The sequence below is a fragment of the Herbidospora sakaeratensis genome (assembly GCF_001570525.1).
GTDB lineage: Bacteria > Actinomycetota > Actinomycetes > Streptosporangiales > Streptosporangiaceae > Herbidospora > Herbidospora sakaeratensis.
Genome location: NZ_BBXC01000009.1, coordinates 591,398 through 608,149 on the forward strand (window position 1 = coordinate 591,398; position 16,752 = coordinate 608,149).

A 16,752-nucleotide genomic window follows, 5' to 3' on the forward strand; every position below is an offset into this window, starting at 1 on the left:
TCGACGAAGACGAGGAACCCTCATGACGCCGGACATCAGCCTGCCCGTCCACTACGCCGTGCACCGCTACGGCGTCCTGTCGTGCCAGGCCGCGATCATCACCGATCTGCACTGGAGCGACACGGCCGGAGGCGAAGACTGGCAGGGCATCGAACAGGATGCGCGGCTCGGAGACGAACAGGCGCGCCCGTACATCGACGGGGTCGCCCTCTGCGTCCTGTCCACCGAGGGCATGCGGTTCATCGAGTGCAGCGACTACGACCCCGGCGCCTCCCGGGGCAAGGCCGGGCGTCGAGTCGGGGGGTGGCACTTCCGCGAGAGCTGCCCCGTCATGGTGCCGCCCGCGCCCGCCAACCCCACACCGGTACGGCCGAAGCTTCTCGCCGGGCTGGTCCCGGGCGCGATCATCGTGATCGGCGACAAGCGGTACGAGGTGAAGGAAGTCGACGACATCTCGGGCATGGAGAGAGGCGAGGTGCTCCTCAGCCTCACCGAGGCATCTGCCAGTAGCTGCTAGTTTCGCCAGATTTAGCAGCTCACGGAAACCACTGGAGCCCGCCCCGCCTCTCGGGAGATAGTCGGATCACACGCAGGGGCTGAGCACGTGGTGGGCTCACCTGGCTGTAACCCAGGCGCTTCGGCCGTGGCGGTTCGACTCCGTCCTCCTGCACCCACGCACGGCAACGCCCCCACCATCACGGCGGGGGCGTTCGTCATTCCAGGGAGCGCTCAGCGATGTGTGATCATGGCTTATAAAATTAGCCATGATCACACACGGGTGATCTGAGCTGCGGAATCACCGCGATTCCTGGCGTCACAGCCTCGCCCCGATGTACGGATCCGCCGCCGGGCCGCCTCTTGCAGGTATGGACATCAACCCGCTCGCGCTCCTGCCCACCGACCTGACCGCCGCGATGCACCCCGGCGAGCGCCTCGCCTACCTCGCGGCCCTCGACGAGGACCCGCCGCCCGCGCCTTCTTGGGCCGCCGGGCTCCTGGCCCTCCGGTTCAGCTGACCCAGACACGACGAAGCCCCCGACGCCATCAGGCACCGGGGGCTCCTCCAGCGGGGGCTCAGCCCACGCGCAACAGGACCACCGTCGCGTCGTCCCGGTAGCCGTCCGCCTCCTGCTCGGCAGCCGCGACGATCAGGTCAGCGAGCGCCTGGAGGTCACCGTCGGCGTGCTTGCGCACGAGGGCCTCGAGCGTCTCGCGCGGCATCTGGTCGTGTACGCCGTCGCTCGTGAGCACGAGCAGCTGCTCCGCCGGGATGTCCACCTCGCAGACGGTTCCCGGGGTGGCCTGGGCGAGCGAGAGCGTCAGGATGTTGTCGCTCGCCTTGGCGACCTCCTCGGGGATATCGCCGCGCTCGCGTAACCGCTGCCCGGCGGTGTGGTCGACGGTGTACTGGTGCAACGCCACGCCGTCCCAGCCGTAGGCCCGGCAGTCGCCGATCCACGCGACCGCGACGTGCGGGGATCCGGGCGCGGCCACGGCGACCACCCCGACGGCGGTGGGGGTGGCGTCGTCGGCGCCTGGGTCGGCGACCATGCCGCCGGCGGTGAGGATGCCGGCCAGGGCGCCGCGCTGGGCTCCGTAGTGGGCGGCCACCTTGGCGAGCGTGGGCGCGAGGTCGTGGATCTGGTCGGCGTGTCCGACGCCGTCGATGACGGCTGCGGCGAGGGTCCAGTCTCCGGCGGTGTAGGTGGCGGTGGCGTCGGCCAGGCCGTTGTCGGTGCCCTGTCGCTGGGCTACGGCGGTGATCATGTGTCCTCCTTCACGGCTGCGCGTGGGATGCGCGAGCCATAGTTTTTGATCTTGAATGGGGGTGCAACAGATGGTGCAACACCCCCTGCAACGCAGGGCTGTTGCAGGGGTGCAACGGGGGTGCCACGGCGCTCTGACCTGTAACACCCTCGCCCGTTGCACCCCCAGCCCCTCGCGAGGCGCAACACCTACTCCGGCCGGGCCAGCATGAGGTGGCGCTGGGCCTCCTCGTCGTAGCCGAGCACGCCCTCGTCGCGGAGTTTCCGCAGGCGCTTCTGCGCCCAGGACCGCGTCGCGTCCGTCGTCGTCCACAACGCGGCCAGATCACCGGTCTGGAACTCACGTCGGTCGGCGTCCCACCAGTCCCGCAGCAGGGTGAGCAGCGCCGCCCGCTTCTCGGCGTCGGTCATCTTCGGCCCCGACTCGAACCGCCACGGCGGGTCGCCCTCGGGGATGTCCGGGATCTCACCGTCGGCGTCGGCCACCAGCTCCGGGTCTGGGTCGTCGGTCTCCACGTACTCCCCGGCGACGTCGCCCAGGTCCTCCTCATCCTCGTCCACGACCTCCTCCTCAGGGTCGTCGCCCTTCAGCCGGGCCAGCAGCTCCGGCAGCTCATCAGGACCCACCAGCACCTGGCGGGCGGCACCCTCACGGGGCGGGCCGAGAACCCCGATGTCGGCCAGCGCCGACTCCAGCGCCTTCGCCTGCTCGAACGGCACCCGCGCCTTACGGTGGATCATCTGCGGCGACCCGAACTGGCTCTCCACCACCATGGCGGCCGCGAGCGCCAGCAGCTCGGGGTCGACGGCGGACGCCGCCGGTGCCACTGCCGATGCCGGCGCCTCCGGCTGGACGAGCCGCGACAGCCGGGCCGTCGTCTCGTCCACGTCCCTCGCCGCCGCCGGCCACTGCGCGGCGTACTCCCGCATCGACGCGTTCGCCAGCTCGTCGTCGAACACGCCATGCTCGTCGATGCCCCACGCGAACGTGCGCATCGGCATCGCAATCCGGCCGTCATCGATCCCCGGCGCGTCGAGGTAGGCCATCCCAGGCTTGGCGTTCGTCCACAGCTCCGGCCGCGCCCCCGCGTCCTCCTGCCGCTCGCTCAACCCGAAACTGGCGTCGCCGCTGTTCTCGACGCCGAAGCACATCTTCGCCAGCTGGCCCCTGGCCAGGGTCGGCATCTGCGTGTAGTCCGATCGCTGCAGCGACATGACGATCGTGCCGCCGGCCGACCGGATCGCCTTGAGCATCGACAGGAACTTCTCCTGCTCATCGGAGGTCATGCAGTCGAAGATGTCGGGGAACTCCTCCAGCCAGATCAGCCAGTAGGTGAGCCCGCACCCGGGCTTCCACTTGGCCAGCCCCTTGCTGGCGAGGTAGTCGGTGCGCGGCTTCACCTCCTTCTGCAGCTCCGACAACATGGCTCTGACCCCGGCCTTGGTCGTCTCGAACCGGTGCAGCGCCGGGCGGAGCGGGCCGAGCGTCTGCTCGCCCTTGGTGATGTCCCCGGCGAACACCGCACCGTCCTTGCGGGACATGAACTCGGCCAGGTAGTTCCAGGCGCCGCCGAATCCCTTCCCGGCACCGGTCATGCCCATCATCTGGAGGTGATGGCCGGGGATGACGTAGGCAAGTTCGTCGAGGTCCTGCCACAGCGCCAGCCGGAACGGCTCGGCCACGCTCGCTCCAGGGCGGGATGGGCCCGGCCACGGGATGGCGGCGTTCATTACGCGCGGATCCGAGATGACGACCTTTGCCTTGCTGGAGTTGTCGGGGTCGATGCTCGTGGTGACCGACCCGGGCGGCAGCTCCATCCCCGACTCGATGTAGGCGATCTTCCGCTGCAGGTCCTCAGCCGTCATCTGGCCGGGCGGCAGCTGCACGTCGGCCTCGACCTTGTGGTCGCCGCGGGCCGTCGTGGTCGCCTCCAGTTCGGGCATCCCGGCTCGCTTCGCCCCGTCGCCGAACAGCGCCTTGAGCGGGTCGCTGGCGACGGCCTGGACGTCGACGCCCTTCACGCGGATGACCGACCGGATGTTGAACGAGATGGCGAGGGCGACCCCGCCGATGATGATGGCCCGCCCGGTGAAGGGGGAGACCGGGCTGTTGATCGTGGCGGCGCACACCCACATCCCGGCCGCGAATGTCGTCAGCGTGGTGTGGAGCCGCCCCTGCAGGCTCCGGGCGTGGGACTGCGTCCACGTGTAGACGGTCAGGCCGAGCACGCACGCGGTGATCCCCGCCGTCGTCCACGCGACCACCTGGGGGTCGTCGCTGGACAGCGTCGCGAAGAAGAACCAGCCGAGGCCGTACAGCAGAACCCCGGCGATCCACGGCGGCGTGTAGAGCAGCACCTTGTTGAGCTCGCGCTCGCCGGGCTTGCTGCCGGTCTGCTCCTCGACCGGGGCGGGGCGCGTAGTGGTGCGGGCCATCAGTCGTCATCCCAGTTGAACGAGCTCTTCTGCTGCTTCTCCGGCTTCGCCTGCGGCAGCACGTCGACGAACTCCTTACGGAACTGCGCGTGGAACTTCACCAGCTCCACCGACGCACCCCGCTCCAGCTCGGCCGCGCGCTTCAGCCGGCGCACGACGCGGCGGGCGCGCAGCCGGACGTCGGGGGCGCCGAACAGGGCGAGCACCGGGTGGCCCTTGAAGGAGCGGATGAGGACGGCGTACAGCTCGGTCGAGGCGAGGTTGAACTCCTCGCCGAGGTCGCGGACGAGGGCGCGGCCGACGCGGGCGTAGTCGGTGATCGCGCGCGGCCCCTCCCAGGGGATCTGCTCCAGCTCGGGGATCCGGGCGCGGCCGGGCTTATCGGGTGTGGCGGCCATGGTGCGCCTCCAGGTCGTTCTTGATCAGCGTGCGGATCTGGCGGATGAGGGTGGCGGCGCGGCGCGTTCCGAGCCGGGCAGTGACCCACGCGTCGACCGCGCCGGCGACCAGGACGGCGAGGGCGCCGACCCAGACCACGGCGTAGAGGAACGCGGCGAACAGCTCCCGGGCGAGCGCTCGAAGGTCGTCCATCACGAGTCCCGACCGGTCGTGGCGGCGACCAGTTCGGCGACCGGCGGGATGGGGGTCCCGTCCTCAGCGAACGTCCACCTTTCGTCGGCGAGAAGCTCGCGGCCTTCCCTGATGCGGTCGAGGCACCAGGTCTTCTTGAAGCCCGACCGGTCGGCGAGGGCTCGGTTCGAGAGGACCTCACCAGCCTTCACGCGCTTGGCCCAGTACCGTGCGACACGGCGTCTGTCCTGCTCGGTGGGCTGTTTCTGGTCGCGCGACCGGTCGTCATCTGGTCGCGACCGCTCCTCATCGGCGACCACTTCCGCGACCGCCACGGACCCGTTGACCGCGACCGACCCGCGACCGGCGATCAGCTCTCGCACCGGTCGCGCGACCGGTCGCCCGTCGAGGGTGACGAACCGGCTCCCGGAGACCGGCCAGACGGCCCGAGCGAGCCTCGACCCGAACGCGTCCACCGGGGCCTCGGCTCCGTCCCGACCGGTCGCGTGAATGGTCGCGACCGGCAGGGTGGTCGCGACCAGTCCGCGGCCAGTCCGCGTCCGCCACGCCTCGAAGTCGGCGACCGCTTCGGCGCCGCGGGCGTCCGCTGCCGCGACCACCTCGTGGTCGACCGGGCCGCGCAGCGCCGGGTGGTTGAGTCGCTTCCACGGGCCGACCGGGGTCAGTTCCACGAACGTCTGCGCGTCCATCGCCGCGGCGTAGTCGACCAGCCGACGCTGGATGGTCTCGTCGGAGGCCAGGCCGGTGTGCTCGACCGCCTTGTCCATCGCGCGGTCGACGCGGTCGAGGGCGGCGCGCTGGCGGCGCTGCGAGGCGCCGGTCTCGCGTAGGTGGCGGGCGCGCTTGGCGGCCAGGGCGACGCGGGTGAGGCGGCGGTGGGCGTCGACGTCGCTGGCGGTGCGGTCGCTCGACTCGGCCAGGCCGAGGCGGACCATCGCGCGCTCGGGGGTGAGCCGCCAGTGGATGCGGTGCCGGCCGGTCAGCTTGACCCGCTCGATGGCCATGCCGCGCTCCCACAACCACGCGGCGACCAGCGGCGCGGCGAGGCGGAAGATCGCCTCGGCGACGCTGGCGGCGTCCATGGCCGACAGGACGGCCGACAGGCCGGTGAGCACCCACACCGCGAGGCCGTCGATGCCGGCCGCGTAGTTCTCGCGCATGTTCCGGCGGGCGCGCACCGCCGAGGTGATGACGGCGACCTCGATGAAGGCGAACAGCAGCAGCCGCAGCGGGCCGTCGAACCCCAGCACGTCGCCGGCGAACTGCCACATGCCCTGCGCGGACACACCGGTCGCGACACCGGCCGCGACGATGGTCAGAACGTCCTCGAGGGTGCGGGGCCTGACGAAGAGCACCAGGCGCCGGAGGACGTAGGCTGCGGCCGCGCCGATGGCTACCCATTTGAGTGCCCAGAGGCCGAACTCGATCCAGGCGACGAGCTGGGCGTCGAGCGGCACGGGGAGTTCCACGCCGAGCAGGTGCCCGGTTTGTGGGGGTGGACCAGCGGCGATGCCGTGGTCAGGATATGTGGTCATCGGGTCATCCCTGGGTTGCAAGGGGTGATGGTCTTCGGGCCCGGCCCCGTCTGGCGCTTCGATCGCTCAGACGGGGCCGTCGTACTTGGTGGGGTCCGGCCTCCGCTCTCCCAAGTCAGAGACCGGACCCGGGCCTGCCCCCCGCTCGGGGGCCCACGGGCGGGCAGGCGGTCTAAGGGGCCAGTCGGAGCCCGGCGGCCACCACGCGCTGCTCCGGGTCCGCCCCCGCCGGAGCCTCGTCCACGACGACCATCACCGCGCGCCCGTTACCGGCGACGCGCGTGACCGTGGCCGTGCAGCCCATCAGCCACTTGGGCGGTTTGAACGGGGCCACCGCCCACTCGTCGGTGAGGAGCTTGTCGACGACCACCCGGTCGCCGACCTTGAAGCCCGCCAACTCGGCGGCCCCCACGGGCTCCGAGATGCGGCGGAACAACTCTCTGTCCGTCGTCACCGCGCCCTCCCTGCCAGCAGGTCAGCCCAAAGACGGGCAACCTCGGGTTCGGCCGCGGGCGCCGTCTCCTTCAGGCTGTCGGTCCGGGTGCCGGTGCTCGTGCGCCACCGGATCCGCAGCAGCGGCACGCCGGTGTCGTGCGAGACACACAGCTCGTAATCGTGTCCGTCCTCGGGGGAGGCGGTGTCGACGACGCGCACCTCGGCGGACAGGTCGGCCTTGCGCCAAACGAGCTTGGTGGCATCGGGCTGGGGCGGCTGGATCGGGGGGCGACTGCTGGTGAGAGGCCCCCGCCCGAACGGGCGGCGAGTGGTCATCGCGATCTCCCCGCGAGCATCTCGGGGCCGAACTCCACCCAGGCCAGATACTCACCACCTGCGGTACACCCTCCGAAGTCCCGCACCTTCCGTGACACGTCGTCCCACACCGCAGGGCCGGGCCGGGTCGGCTGGCCGGCCGGGTCGCGGACTTCGACACGCAGCCTGCCGCCGTCGAGCATCTGAGCCCGGACCGAGATCTGGTCGCGCTCGCGCGTGTGACGGACAGCCGACGCGACGAGGGCGTAGACGACTTCGGCGGCCCGGTCGGCGAGGTCGGGCTGCTCGTGCTCAGCGATCGTCCGGATCCATTGCGCGGCCTGGAGAGGGGCGGCGTCGGTCCCGGGGAGTGTCTGGTTGTAGGGGGCCAGTGCGGCGGGTGGTTCACTCACAGGGGATCCCAACCTTAGGCGTAAGGCTCTGTATCATCGGCCTTAGCTTGCAACCTTACGGGTAAGCACGTCAAGCTATGGCGTGTGGATCACACCTACCAGCGCATCGCCGACGACCTGCGGCGCAAGATCACCTCAGGAGAGCTCGCCGTCGGCGACCAGCTGCCGTCGATCCCGACGATCAAGCGCGACTACGGGGTAACCAGCGGCACAGCCCAAGCCGCCATCCGCCTCCTCGTCGCCGAAGGCCACGTCCTCACAAGGAGCGGGTCGGGCTCCTACGTTCGCGACCGGCCACAACTCCGCGCCCTCACCCGCTGCTGGGACCGCGCCCGCCGATCCGGGAGCCCCTTCGCCGCCGAGATGGAAGCCCAAGGCCGCGTCGGGTCCTGGGAGTACGACTCCCGCACCGCACAGGCCCCCGACCACGTCCGCGAACGCCTCGACCTCGCTGCCCCCGACGGCGACAACCCCGACGTCCTCCACACCCGCTACCGCTTCAAAGCCGACGGCCGCACCGTGATGCTGAGCGACAGCTGGGAGCGGCTCGACGACACCCGCGGCACCGCGATCGTCCTGCCCGAGGAGGGCCCGCACGCCGGCCGCGGCGTGGTCGAGCGCATGCTGGCGATCGGCATCCGAATCGATGGGACCGACGAGGTCGTGGGGGCCCGGCTCGGGTCGGCGGATGAGTGCAGGCTGCTGGAGAGACCGCCGGGCTCTGTCGTGTTGACGATCAAGCGGTCGTACGTGGCGAGCGGACGGGCCGTCGAGACCGCCGACCTGGTGCTGCCCGCGGACTTGTTCGAGCTCGTGTACGGGTGGCGGATCGATCCGCCGGACGAGCAGGACTGAGTTGACCGTCGAACGGCCGTCTTCCCTGCGAGGGAGGGCGGCCCTTCGTGTTTTCGCAGCTAGTGATCCTCATGGCCATGATGGCTATATGGCCATATGGGGATGTGGCCATCATGGCCAGTACGGTCGCGATCATGGTCAGGGGGTCAGGCGCCGGGCAGATCAAGCCCCACACGGGTGTGGCGGTCTACCGCCAGCTGGCCAGCATCATCCGCGACCAGATCGCCACCGGCCGGCTCCGGCCCGGGGACAAACTGCTGACCCAGGACACCTACGTCTACGAGTACGGAATCGGCGTTGACGCCGTCCGCGACGCTCTCGCCATCCTCCGCTCGGAAGGGCTGATCGACACCACCCGGCAGGGTTCGGTGGTGCGCCGGCCTCCGCAGCGCGCCGACGTGACGCTGGGGCCCGGGATGCGGGCCATTGTTCGCATGCCTACGGAGCGGGAGCGTCATGACATTGGGCTGCCGGAGGGGGTGCCGGTAGTCGTGTTCGAGAAGCCCGGGGGAGAGATGGAAGTTCTAGCGGGTGATCGAATCGCGCTCGTCGGCAATCATGAGCAGGACGCGGCGGGGGGGCGGTCCGGTTGACGGGTCACCCCGGCACTATCCATGCCGGGGTGACCCCCATGTAGACCGCACCGACAGCCTCTCGCCCCGGGAAGGACAAGGCCGGCGGTGCGGCGCCCAACCCTCGCCTAAGGCGGCGGTGCAGACACACATGGAATGTCGGATCGTAGCTGACGTATTACGTCATGTCACGTAATACGTCGTCTGACTGATCAATACTCTCTTGACCAGCGACAATGCTCAAGAGACATTGGCGTATGGTGGCGCATCGCGGCATCCTGTTCCTCGACGAGGCGCCGGAGTTCCCGCCCCGGGTGCTCGACTCGCTCCGCCAGCCGGTCGAGTCGGGCCAGGTCACGGTCTCGCGGGCGAACGGCTCGGTGACGTTCCCGGCCAGGTTCACCCTGGTGCTGGCCGCCAACCCGTGCCCGTGCGGGCTCAGCGGCGAAGCGGGGCGGTTCTGCACCTGCACTCCGTCCGTCCGGCGGCGCTATCTGTCCCGCCTGTCCGGCCCGCTGCTCGACCGGGTCGACGTGAAGGTACGGCTCTCGCCCCCCACCCGGGCCGAACTCCTCGCCGACCGCGCGCTCACCGAATCCAGCGCCACCGTCGCCGAACGGGTCGTCGAAGCCCGCGAACGCGCCGCCGCCCGCCTGACCGGCACCCCCTGGCGCCTCAACGCCGAGGTCCCCTCGTCGCTCCTGCACGGCGGCTGGCGCCTCGATCATCGCGTACTGGCCCCCCTGCACCGCGCCGTCGACGTGGGCACCCTCAGCGCCCGGGGGGTCGACCGCGTGCTCCGGGTGGCCTGGACGATCGCCGACATCAGCCGGCGTCCCCGGCCGTCGGCCGACGAGATCTCACTGGCACTCACGATGTGGATGGGAGAGGAACTGTGACCGGTGACCGGACCGCACGCGCGGCCCTGACCCGGATCGCCGAGACCGGCGACGAGACCATGGGCCGCCAGATCGCGGCCCACGGAGCGGAGGCCGTCCTGGCCGCAATCCGGAAGGGCACCCTGGAAGGCGTGGACGACCGCCGGGCGGCGGCCTGGCGGACGCGGGCCCTGGCGGCCGGCGACCCCGACGACGACCTGGCGCGCCACCGCTTCGTCATTCCCGGCGACCCCGACTGGCCGAGTCAACTTGACGACCTGGGCGACGCCCGCCCCATCGGCCTGTGGGCAGACGGCCGGGGAGACCTCCGCCGTGCCTGCGCCCGCTCGATCGCGCTGGTCGGAGCCCGGGCGGCCAGCGCCTACGGGGTGAACGTGGCCTCCGAACTGGCCTGCCGCCTGTCCGACCGGGGTTACTCGGTGATCTCCGGGGGCGCGTACGGCATCGACGCCGCCGCCCATCGAGGCTGCCTGGCCGGCCCGTCTCCGACGATCGCGATCCTGGCCTGCGGCGTGGACGTCCCCTACCCGGCGGCCCACCAGGACCTGTTCGCCGCCATCCGCGAGGAGGGCTTGGTGATCAGCGAATCGCCGCCCGGAGTGAACCCGACGCGGTTACGCTTCCTCGTCCGCAACCGGGTCATCGCGGCCCTGTCGCGGGGAACGGTGGTCGTCCAGGCGGCCCCTCGCTCGGGCGCGCTGAACACCGCCCACCACGCCTTCCAGCTGAACCGCCACCTGATGGCCATCCCGGGCCCGGTGACCAGCGACGTCTCGGTCGGCTGCAACAACCTGATCCGTCTCGGAAAAGCCATGTGCGTGACGTCGGCCGACGAGATCCTGGAACAGGTCGGCCAGGCCGGAGACGACATCGCCCCCATCCCGCGCGGCCCCGTCACCCGTCGAGACCTGCTCAGCCTGGAGTCCAAGCGCATCCTCGACGCGATGCCGGGCGGACTCGGGGTGATCGGACCGGCCGAGGTCGCGCTGAAGGCCGGTCTGCCCCTGCCGGTGGCCCTGGCCTGCCTGGGCAACCTGGAAGCCGGCGGCTACCTGAAGCGGGAGGAATCCGGCTGGCGGCTGACCGCCCGAGGAAGGGGAAGATAGACGGATATGTCGGGAGATCTTGAGGACGCGATACGAGCCTTCGAACGCCACCTCCGGGTCGAACGCGGCCTGGCGGCCAACACGGTACGGGCTTACACGGGCGACATGGCGTCCCTGGCCGAACACCTCATCGACGCGGGCGTCGACCGAGTGGAACTGATCGACGTGGGCGTGCTTCGGGACTGGCTGGGGGAGCAACACGAAACCGGCAAGTCCCGGGCGACCCTGGCCCGGCGCACGGCCTGTGTCCGTTCTTTCACGGCGTTCTGCCACAGGGCGGGGTGGCTCTCTTCCGATCCGGGCCTCCTGCTCGGCACGGCCCGGGCCAAGCGGACTCTGCCGAAGGTGCTCGACCAGGCTGAGGCGATCCGGATGCTGGACCTCAGGAGACCTGGTGCAGCTCTGTCTGGCGGAGATTCGGCCGGCAGGGGTCTTCCAGGCCCAGGTCTGTCCGGCAGAGATCTCTCCGACGAAGGTCTCTCTGGTAGAGGAAAGGCGTCAGGTAGTGGCGTGCCTCTAGGTGGCGGCCGTTGGGGTGACACCGGCGATCGTCATGGGCGGGTCTTCTATGGGCCGGACCTGAGCAGTTCTGCTGAGGAGGTCGGCAAACCGTCAGTTGACGAGTCGCGCCTCAACGATCCGGCACAGGCGTCTGGTGATGGCGTGCCTCTAGGCGGCGGCCGTTGGGGAGACACCGGCGATCGTCATGGGCGGGTCTTCTATAGGCCGGACCTGAGCAGTTCTGCTGAGGAGGTCGGCAAACCATCAGTTGACGAGTCGCGCCTCAGCGATCCAGCTCAGGCGTCTGGTGATGGCGTGCCTTCAGGCCGGGGCCAATGGAGGGCGACCGGTGATCGTTACGGTCAGGTCTTCCATGGGCCAGATCCGAGCGGCTTGGTTACTGCGGCCGAGCATCAAAGGGTCGGCCAGCCCTGCCTCAGCAATCCGGCAGAGGCGTCTGTTGATGGCTTGCCTTCGGTCGGAGGCCCGGGGGAGGAGACCGATGATCGTTACGGTCAGGTCTTGTACGGGCTGGAACCAAGTGGCTCGGTTTCTACGGCTGGGTATCCAGGGGTCGCCCACCCCCGCATCAGCGATTCAGAGAAGGCGTTTGGCGGTGCCGCGCCTCTAGATGGCGGCCGTCGAGGGGAGACCGACGATGGTTACGGCCAGGTCTTCGATAGGCCGGATCCGAACTGCTCGGCTGCTGAGGCCGGGGAACCACTGGGCGACGGTCCCCACGATTCTCGTCGTGGCCACTCCGGATACCGAGATGTCCCGCTTGACTCCGCTGAAGTTCCGCTTGATCCGGATCGTGAAAGCCTGAGCTCGGGTTGGAAGGCTCTTCGCGATCGAGCACCCGTCGCGGATACCGAGAGGGCGCGGGATCCCGCACACGGGCGAGTGACGGGGCCGGAACCGGCCGAAGACGATCCGCTCACTTTGGCGAAGGAACTGCGTGACCAGGCTCTGCTTGAGGTGCTCTACGCCACCGGCATCCGGGTCAGTGAACTCTGCGGACTCGACGTGGACGACGTCGATCGGGAGCGGCGGACCATCCGGGTACTCGGCAAAGGCGGCAGGGAGCGGGTCGTGCCGCTGGGCCTGCCGGCGCTCGATGCGGTGGACGCCTGGCGTGTCCGAGGACGGCCCATCCTCGTCTGCGGGCGCTCTGGCCCGGCGCTCTTCCTCGGGGTCAAGGGCGGGCGGATCGATCAGAGCGCGGTCCGGCGGGTCGTGCACGCCCGCTTGGGCGAAGCGGGCGTGACGGACATGGGTCCGCACGGTCTCCGCCACACGGCGGCCACCCATCTTCTGGAGGGCGGTGCCGATCTCCGCAGCGTGCAGGAACTACTCGGCCACGCGTCGCTGGGAACCACCCAGATCTACACCCACGTCTCGATCGAGCGCCTGAGGGCCGCCTACCAGCAGGCCCACCCCCGAGCTTGATCGGGAGATGCTGCCGAAGCATTGATCGTGCAGGTGGACGCAGGCCCAGGGGAAGTCGCGCAGGCCGCACTGGAGGTCGGCCAGACAGTCAGCGCGGGATGGACCAGGGGGCGGTGCAAACCGGGCAGAGCGCCGAAGGACGAGGTGATCTGGCTGCGCCACCTCGATACCGTCGCGAGACACCTTTGCCCAGTCCGTCAGATCGGAGGACCGTGTCCGCGAGGGGGAGACTCGCGGGCAAGTGCCTTCGCGCGACTCCAGCGGTGCACTGCGGTTAGACGGCATGCAGCGGTTTGGCGTAGGTGCCGGTGCAACAGACGCGAAACTGCGGCTGGTTTCGGCCTGTATGGCCTGGGTCGGCGGGTCTTGCCTCGAGTGTCTCCGCTCGCGTTCTGCCTCGAGTGTTTCTGCTCGAGTGTTTCGCCCGGATTCTCCGCTCTGCTGGTCCCCGAATCGGTCCACGGTTCGGTCGGTCTTGGTTCGGTCGGTCTTGTTGGATGTCTCCAGCCGAATTGTCCTCGTCGGGTGCTGCATTCAGGTCCCCAGCCGACTGGTCCCCGATCGGTCGGGTCTCCGCCGGCTGAGCTGCAGTTGGCTAGCTCCATCCGGCCGATTCGAAACCCTCCTTGCCCTCAAGCGTCGCTATCGCCCGGGCGGCTCTTTGGCGGGCTCGCAAGCAACCCGGCTGGGCTGTGTCGCCTGGCTCGTCGCCGCCTCGCAGTCACCAAGACCTTGTGGACACGGGCCCGCCCACGCCCTGCGGGCTCAGGGCGATCGCCGTGTGCAAGTGAGCGCAGCCCATCAGTCCTCTGGCAGGGGCAGCAGTCTGACCTGGCCCAAGCCCAGCAAGAGCAGCGGATCCAAATACAGCTCCCCGCTCACCAACCCCCAATGCAGGCACGTAGCCGGACAGTGCCCCTCAGCCCCGCCCACCGTCCCCAGCACCTCCCCCGCCCGCACCCGCCGCCCCTCCGTAACCAACGCGTCCACCGGCAGATACGTAGTCCGCAGCCCGTTGGCGTGTGTCACCGTCACCACCCCCCGCCCCGCCACCCGCCGCGCCACCGTCACGACTCCCTCCCCGGCCGCCAGCACCTCCTGCCCCGTCACGGCAGGCAGGTCGACCCCGCGATGCCCGGAAAGCCACCGCTCCGCCGGAGGAGCGAACACCCGCACCGGCCGGGACGCCCCGGCCAACGGCCACCCCCATTGGGCAGCGATCACGAGTGCCATCGAAGCTGGGAACAACATGGGCCACAGCCTGGCGAAATCGATACGCACCGCGATCCGTCGGCGACCGCTTGTGGAAAACCGTTCGAGGTATGTCCGGATCTGAGGGATCAGCCTGTGGAAGAGCTTGTGGATAACTTGGGGATGCGGTGAACGTCATCCATGACCTGGGGCGGCTCGTCGGCGTCGACCTCGGCCACGTCACTGTCACCGGCCGTGAGCCGGTCATGCCCTCGCCCTTTCGCATCGGGACCGCCGCAGCGGCCAGTGTCGGGGCGGCGACGGCCGCCCTCGCCGTCCTGACCGGGCAGCGCGGGCGGGCGGAGGTCGACATGAGGCACGCCGCCGTCGCCTTCCGCAGTGAGCGGCACTTCCGCATCGACGGGGAGCCGATCCCTTTGTGGGCTCCGCTCAGTGGCGACTACGCCTGCGCCGACGGGCGCGTCAGGATCCACGCCAACTTCGACCACCACAGAGACGCGGCGCTGGAAGCTCTCGGGCTGCCTCCGGACGCCACCCGGGAGGAGGTGGGGGAGGCGTGCGGACGACGTACCGGCGAAGAGATCGAGGACCGGGTCACCCGGGCGGGCGGATGCGCGGCCGCGATGCGTGGCAGGAGCGAATGGGCCGGCCACCCCCAGGGCCGGGCGGTGGCGGCGCGGCCGCTGATCACGCTCGACAGGCTTCCCGGGCCGCCGCCCCGTCAGCCGGGGATGCGGGTGGTCGATCTGACCAGGGTGATCGCCGGGCCTGTCGCCGGCCGGTTTCTCGCCTCGCGCGGGGCCGACGTCATGCACGTCTGCGGGCCGGGAATCCCCGAGGTCCCGGGGCTGGTGCTGGAGACGGCGGCGGGCAAACGGTCGTGCCTCGTCGATCTGCCCGCCGAGGGCGACCGGCTCAGGGAGCTCGTCAGGGGGGCCGACGTCGTCATCCGCGGCTATCGCCCGGGGGCGCTCGACCGGCTCGGGTTCGGCGTCACCGATCTCGTGGCGCTGCGGCCGGGGCTCGTCGTGGTCGACCTCTCCGCCTATGGTCCGGGGCCGTGGCACGGGAGGCGCGGGTTCGACAGTCTCGTGCAGATGTCCACGGGGATCGTGGCCGAATCGGGGGCGCTGCCCTGTCAGGCCCTCGATCACGCCACCGGTTATCTGGCCGCCTTCGCGGCGGCCGCGGCGCTCGTCCGCCGGGGGCGGGAGGGCGGATCCTGGCACGCCACGCTCTCGCTCGCGGCGACCGCCCACTGGCTCGACTCGCTCGGTCGCGTCCCTCCCGGCGGGGAGCCCGAGGTGGACGACCTCCTGGAGACCCGCGACGGGTACACCTTCGTCCGGCCGCCCGGTCTCATCGGCGGGCGTCCTCCCACATGGGCGCCGCCGCCGCTTCCCGGGGAGCACGAGCCCGCCTGGTGAAGCCCGCCAGCGGCGACAACCACAGGCACGGGATGGTCAGCAGCGCGCCGGCGAAGCACACCCACATCGCCGGGCGCAGGCCCAGGAGCTCTCCCGCCACGCCGCCGAGCAGGCCGCCGACACCCAGCGCGCCCTGCGTCAGGAAGTTGATCGACGCGTTCACCCGGCCGATGAGCTCGGGGGGCGTCTCGCGCAGCGACAACGCGCCCGAGCAGACGCTGAAGCAGACCACGGCCACGCCCACCACGGCCTCGGCCGTGCCGATCAGCAGCACGCACCACCACACGGGCCCGCTCACGGCCGCCATGACCAGAAAGCCGAGCGGGAAGAACAGCACCGCCCCCAGCAGCACCGGGCCGCCGCCGAAGCGCCGCGAGAGCTTCGGGGCGGCGAACGCGCCGACGAGCCCTCCCGCGCCGAAGCCGATCATCATGATGCCGACCAGGCCGCCGGGCAGGCCCAGCACGTGGACGGCGTACAGCACGTAGACCGCCAGCTGGGCCGCCGCGAACAGGTTGACCGTCATCCCGCACAGCGCCAGCGCCCGCAGGACCGGGTGGCGGACCAGCGCCGACATGCCCTCGGCGATCTCCCGCCGCAGCGACCGCCTCGGGGAGGCCGGGCGGGCCGGCTCCTCGGCGCGGATCGAGCGCAGCAGCAGGGCCGAGGTCACGAACGTCACGGCGTTCACCAGCAGGGCCAGGGGCGCCGACAACACGCTCACCAGGACGCCCGCCAGGCCGGGGCCGCCGAGCTGGGCGATGGCGAAGACCGACTGCATGCCGGCGATGGCCTCGGTCCGCTGGGGTTCGGCGACCACGCTGGTCAGGTGGGGCATCGTGAAGTTCCGGAAGGTCACGGTGCAGGCGCCGACCACCAGGGCCACGCCGATCAGCCAGGTGACCGTCAGCAGGCCGAGCAGCCAGGCGACGGGGACGGTCGCGACGGCCGTACCGGAGATCAGTTCGCAGAGCACCAGCACGGGGCGGCGGCGACGGACGCGGTCGGCCCAGACCCCGACGGGGAGGCCCACGAACAGGAACGGGAGCGAGGCGGCGGCGGTGAGCACGCCCATCTCCAGCGGCGAGGCGGCGAGCAGGGTGACGGCGGTGAGCGGGACGGCCAGCCGGGACACCTCGCTGCCCGTCTCGGTGACGGCGCGGGCGGACCAGAGGAGGCGGTAGTCGCGCTGACGGCGAAGGGGGATCATATTTATGAAAGTACTCTTTCAGAGTTATGA

At 70.4% G+C, this 16,752-nt stretch carries 17 protein-coding genes, 1 tRNA gene and 2 pseudogenes; 10 read left to right on the plus strand and 10 right to left on the minus strand.

The genetic code is table 11. The annotated features are described in order from the left end of the window. Positions 1–22: 22 nt before the first annotated feature. The 3 genes from AW271_RS12850 to AW271_RS39645 all read left to right on the plus strand — a co-directional run bounded on the left by AW271_RS12850 (position 23) and on the right by AW271_RS39645 (position 1,016). Entirely contained in the window at positions 23–517 is a 495-nt protein-coding gene (locus AW271_RS12850) for a hypothetical protein (protein WP_062336226.1), read from the plus strand. 72 nt (positions 518–589) lie between these two features. Beyond that, a tRNA-Tyr gene (locus AW271_RS12855) sits at positions 590–670 on the plus strand. Positions 671–830: 160 nt separating this feature from the next. Continuing rightward, complete coding sequence (locus AW271_RS39645) at positions 831–1,016, plus strand: hypothetical protein (protein WP_157554046.1); 186 nt, start codon at positions 831–833, stop codon at positions 1,014–1,016. 58 nt (positions 1,017–1,074) lie between these two features. On the opposite strand, the gene AW271_RS12860 is transcribed toward AW271_RS39645, so the two are convergent. The 8 genes from AW271_RS12860 to AW271_RS12895 all read right to left on the minus strand — a co-directional run bounded on the left by AW271_RS12860 (position 1,075) and on the right by AW271_RS12895 (position 7,491). Continuing rightward, positions 1,075–1,767, minus strand: coding sequence for a PP2C family protein-serine/threonine phosphatase (locus AW271_RS12860; protein WP_062336229.1), 693 nt, complete (start codon positions 1,765–1,767; stop codon positions 1,075–1,077). Between the two features lie 188 nt (positions 1,768–1,955). Next, positions 1,956–4,202, minus strand: coding sequence for an MFS transporter (locus AW271_RS12865; protein WP_062336231.1), 2,247 nt, complete (start codon positions 4,200–4,202; stop codon positions 1,956–1,958). Next, positions 4,202–4,600 carry a TraA-like protein gene (locus AW271_RS12870; protein ID WP_062336233.1) on the minus strand — a complete coding sequence of 133 codons (399 nt, stop codon included), beginning with the start codon at positions 4,598–4,600 and terminating at the stop codon, positions 4,202–4,204. Before AW271_RS12870 ends, AW271_RS12865 begins: the two co-directional genes overlap by 1 nt. Beyond that, a complete protein-coding gene (locus AW271_RS12875) occupies positions 4,581–4,793 on the minus strand; it encodes a hypothetical protein (RefSeq protein ID WP_062336235.1) in 213 nt (70 codons plus the stop codon). The genes AW271_RS12870 and AW271_RS12875 overlap by 20 nt, the downstream gene beginning before the upstream one ends. Further along, entirely contained in the window at positions 4,793–6,328 is a 1,536-nt protein-coding gene (locus AW271_RS42310) for a hypothetical protein (protein WP_245653039.1), read from the minus strand. The genes AW271_RS12875 and AW271_RS42310 overlap by 1 nt, the downstream gene beginning before the upstream one ends. Before the next feature lie 172 nt (positions 6,329–6,500). Next, positions 6,501–6,782, minus strand: coding sequence for a hypothetical protein (locus AW271_RS12885; protein ID WP_062336237.1), 282 nt, complete (start codon positions 6,780–6,782; stop codon positions 6,501–6,503). Then, entirely contained in the window at positions 6,779–7,099 is a 321-nt protein-coding gene (locus AW271_RS12890) for a hypothetical protein (protein ID WP_062336239.1), read from the minus strand. The genes AW271_RS12885 and AW271_RS12890 overlap by 4 nt, the downstream gene beginning before the upstream one ends. After that, positions 7,096–7,491, minus strand: coding sequence for an ATP-binding protein (locus AW271_RS12895; RefSeq protein ID WP_062336241.1), 396 nt, complete (start codon positions 7,489–7,491; stop codon positions 7,096–7,098). Before AW271_RS12895 ends, AW271_RS12890 begins: the two co-directional genes overlap by 4 nt. Before the next feature lie 84 nt (positions 7,492–7,575). Between AW271_RS12895 and AW271_RS12900 the strand changes: the two genes are divergently transcribed. The 6 genes and pseudogenes from AW271_RS12900 to AW271_RS42320 all read left to right on the plus strand — a co-directional run. After that, positions 7,576–8,346: a GntR family transcriptional regulator gene (locus tag AW271_RS12900; RefSeq protein WP_062336244.1), complete on the plus strand. Its 771-nt coding sequence runs from the start codon at positions 7,576–7,578 to the stop codon at positions 8,344–8,346. A 113-nt stretch (positions 8,347–8,459) separates the two neighbouring features. Further along, positions 8,460–8,939 (plus strand): GntR family transcriptional regulator, encoded by a 480-nt coding sequence (locus AW271_RS12905; RefSeq protein ID WP_169806324.1) that lies wholly within the window; start codon positions 8,460–8,462, stop codon positions 8,937–8,939. Between the two features lie 236 nt (positions 8,940–9,175). Continuing rightward, positions 9,176–9,817, plus strand: a complete 642-nt coding sequence (locus AW271_RS12910) for an ATP-binding protein (protein WP_062336248.1) — start codon at positions 9,176–9,178, stop codon at positions 9,815–9,817. Next, on the plus strand, positions 9,814–10,923 hold the full coding sequence (dprA, locus tag AW271_RS12915) for a DNA-processing protein DprA (protein WP_062336250.1): 1,110 nt from the start codon (positions 9,814–9,816) through the stop codon (positions 10,921–10,923). The genes AW271_RS12910 and dprA overlap by 4 nt, the downstream gene beginning before the upstream one ends. Positions 10,924–10,929: 6 nt before the next feature. Then, positions 10,930–11,190 (plus strand): annotated as a pseudogene (locus tag AW271_RS42315) (site-specific integrase); the annotation flags it as partial. Positions 11,191–12,375: 1,185 nt separating this feature from the next. Continuing rightward, a pseudogene (locus AW271_RS42320) lies at positions 12,376–12,873 on the plus strand (tyrosine-type recombinase/integrase); the annotation flags it as partial. Positions 12,874–13,674: 801 nt separating this feature from the next. Here the strand turns inward: AW271_RS42320 and AW271_RS12930 are convergent. Then, positions 13,675–14,124 (minus strand): M23 family metallopeptidase, encoded by a 450-nt coding sequence (locus AW271_RS12930; protein WP_083976554.1) that lies wholly within the window; start codon positions 14,122–14,124, stop codon positions 13,675–13,677. A gap of 128 nt (positions 14,125–14,252) precedes the next feature. Here AW271_RS12930 and AW271_RS12935 point away from each other — a divergent pair, with 128 nt between their 5' ends. Continuing rightward, on the plus strand, positions 14,253–15,512 hold the full coding sequence (locus AW271_RS12935; protein ID WP_062336258.1) for a CoA transferase: 1,260 nt from the start codon (positions 14,253–14,255) through the stop codon (positions 15,510–15,512). On the opposite strand, the gene AW271_RS12940 is transcribed toward AW271_RS12935, so the two are convergent. Further along, positions 15,445–16,722, minus strand: coding sequence for an MFS transporter (locus AW271_RS12940; protein ID WP_063817956.1), 1,278 nt, complete (start codon positions 16,720–16,722; stop codon positions 15,445–15,447). The genes AW271_RS12935 and AW271_RS12940 overlap by 68 nt on opposite strands. Positions 16,723–16,752 lie beyond the last annotated feature (30 nt).

What these genes read in the sequence shown, in the direction of transcription:
- AW271_RS12905 (WP_169806324.1), top strand. Translation starts at nt 8,460, where the DNA reads ATGGCCAGTACGGTCGCGATCATGGTCAGGGGGTCAGGCGCCGGGCAG.
- AW271_RS12890 (WP_062336239.1), bottom strand. Translation starts at nt 7,099, where the DNA reads ATGACCACTCGCCGCCCGTTCGGGCGGGGGCCTCTCACCAGCAGTCGC.
- AW271_RS12910 (WP_062336248.1), top strand. Translation starts at nt 9,176, where the DNA reads ATGGTGGCGCATCGCGGCATCCTGTTCCTCGACGAGGCGCCGGAGTTC.
- AW271_RS39645 (WP_157554046.1), top strand. Translation starts at nt 831, where the DNA reads ATGTACGGATCCGCCGCCGGGCCGCCTCTTGCAGGTATGGACATCAAC.
- AW271_RS12870 (WP_062336233.1), bottom strand. Translation starts at nt 4,600, where the DNA reads ATGGCCGCCACACCCGATAAGCCCGGCCGCGCCCGGATCCCCGAGCTG.
- AW271_RS12850 (WP_062336226.1), top strand. Translation starts at nt 23, where the DNA reads ATGACGCCGGACATCAGCCTGCCCGTCCACTACGCCGTGCACCGCTAC.
- AW271_RS12875 (WP_062336235.1), bottom strand. Translation starts at nt 4,793, where the DNA reads ATGGACGACCTTCGAGCGCTCGCCCGGGAGCTGTTCGCCGCGTTCCTC.
- AW271_RS12865 (WP_062336231.1), bottom strand. Translation starts at nt 4,202, where the DNA reads ATGGCCCGCACCACTACGCGCCCCGCCCCGGTCGAGGAGCAGACCGGC.
- AW271_RS12940 (WP_063817956.1), bottom strand. Translation starts at nt 16,722, where the DNA reads ATGATCCCCCTTCGCCGTCAGCGCGACTACCGCCTCCTCTGGTCCGCC.
- AW271_RS42310 (WP_245653039.1), bottom strand. Translation starts at nt 6,328, where the DNA reads ATGACCACATATCCTGACCACGGCATCGCCGCTGGTCCACCCCCACAA.
- AW271_RS12930 (WP_083976554.1), bottom strand. Translation starts at nt 14,124, where the DNA reads ATGTTGTTCCCAGCTTCGATGGCACTCGTGATCGCTGCCCAATGGGGG.
- AW271_RS12860 (WP_062336229.1), bottom strand. Translation starts at nt 1,767, where the DNA reads ATGATCACCGCCGTAGCCCAGCGACAGGGCACCGACAACGGCCTGGCC.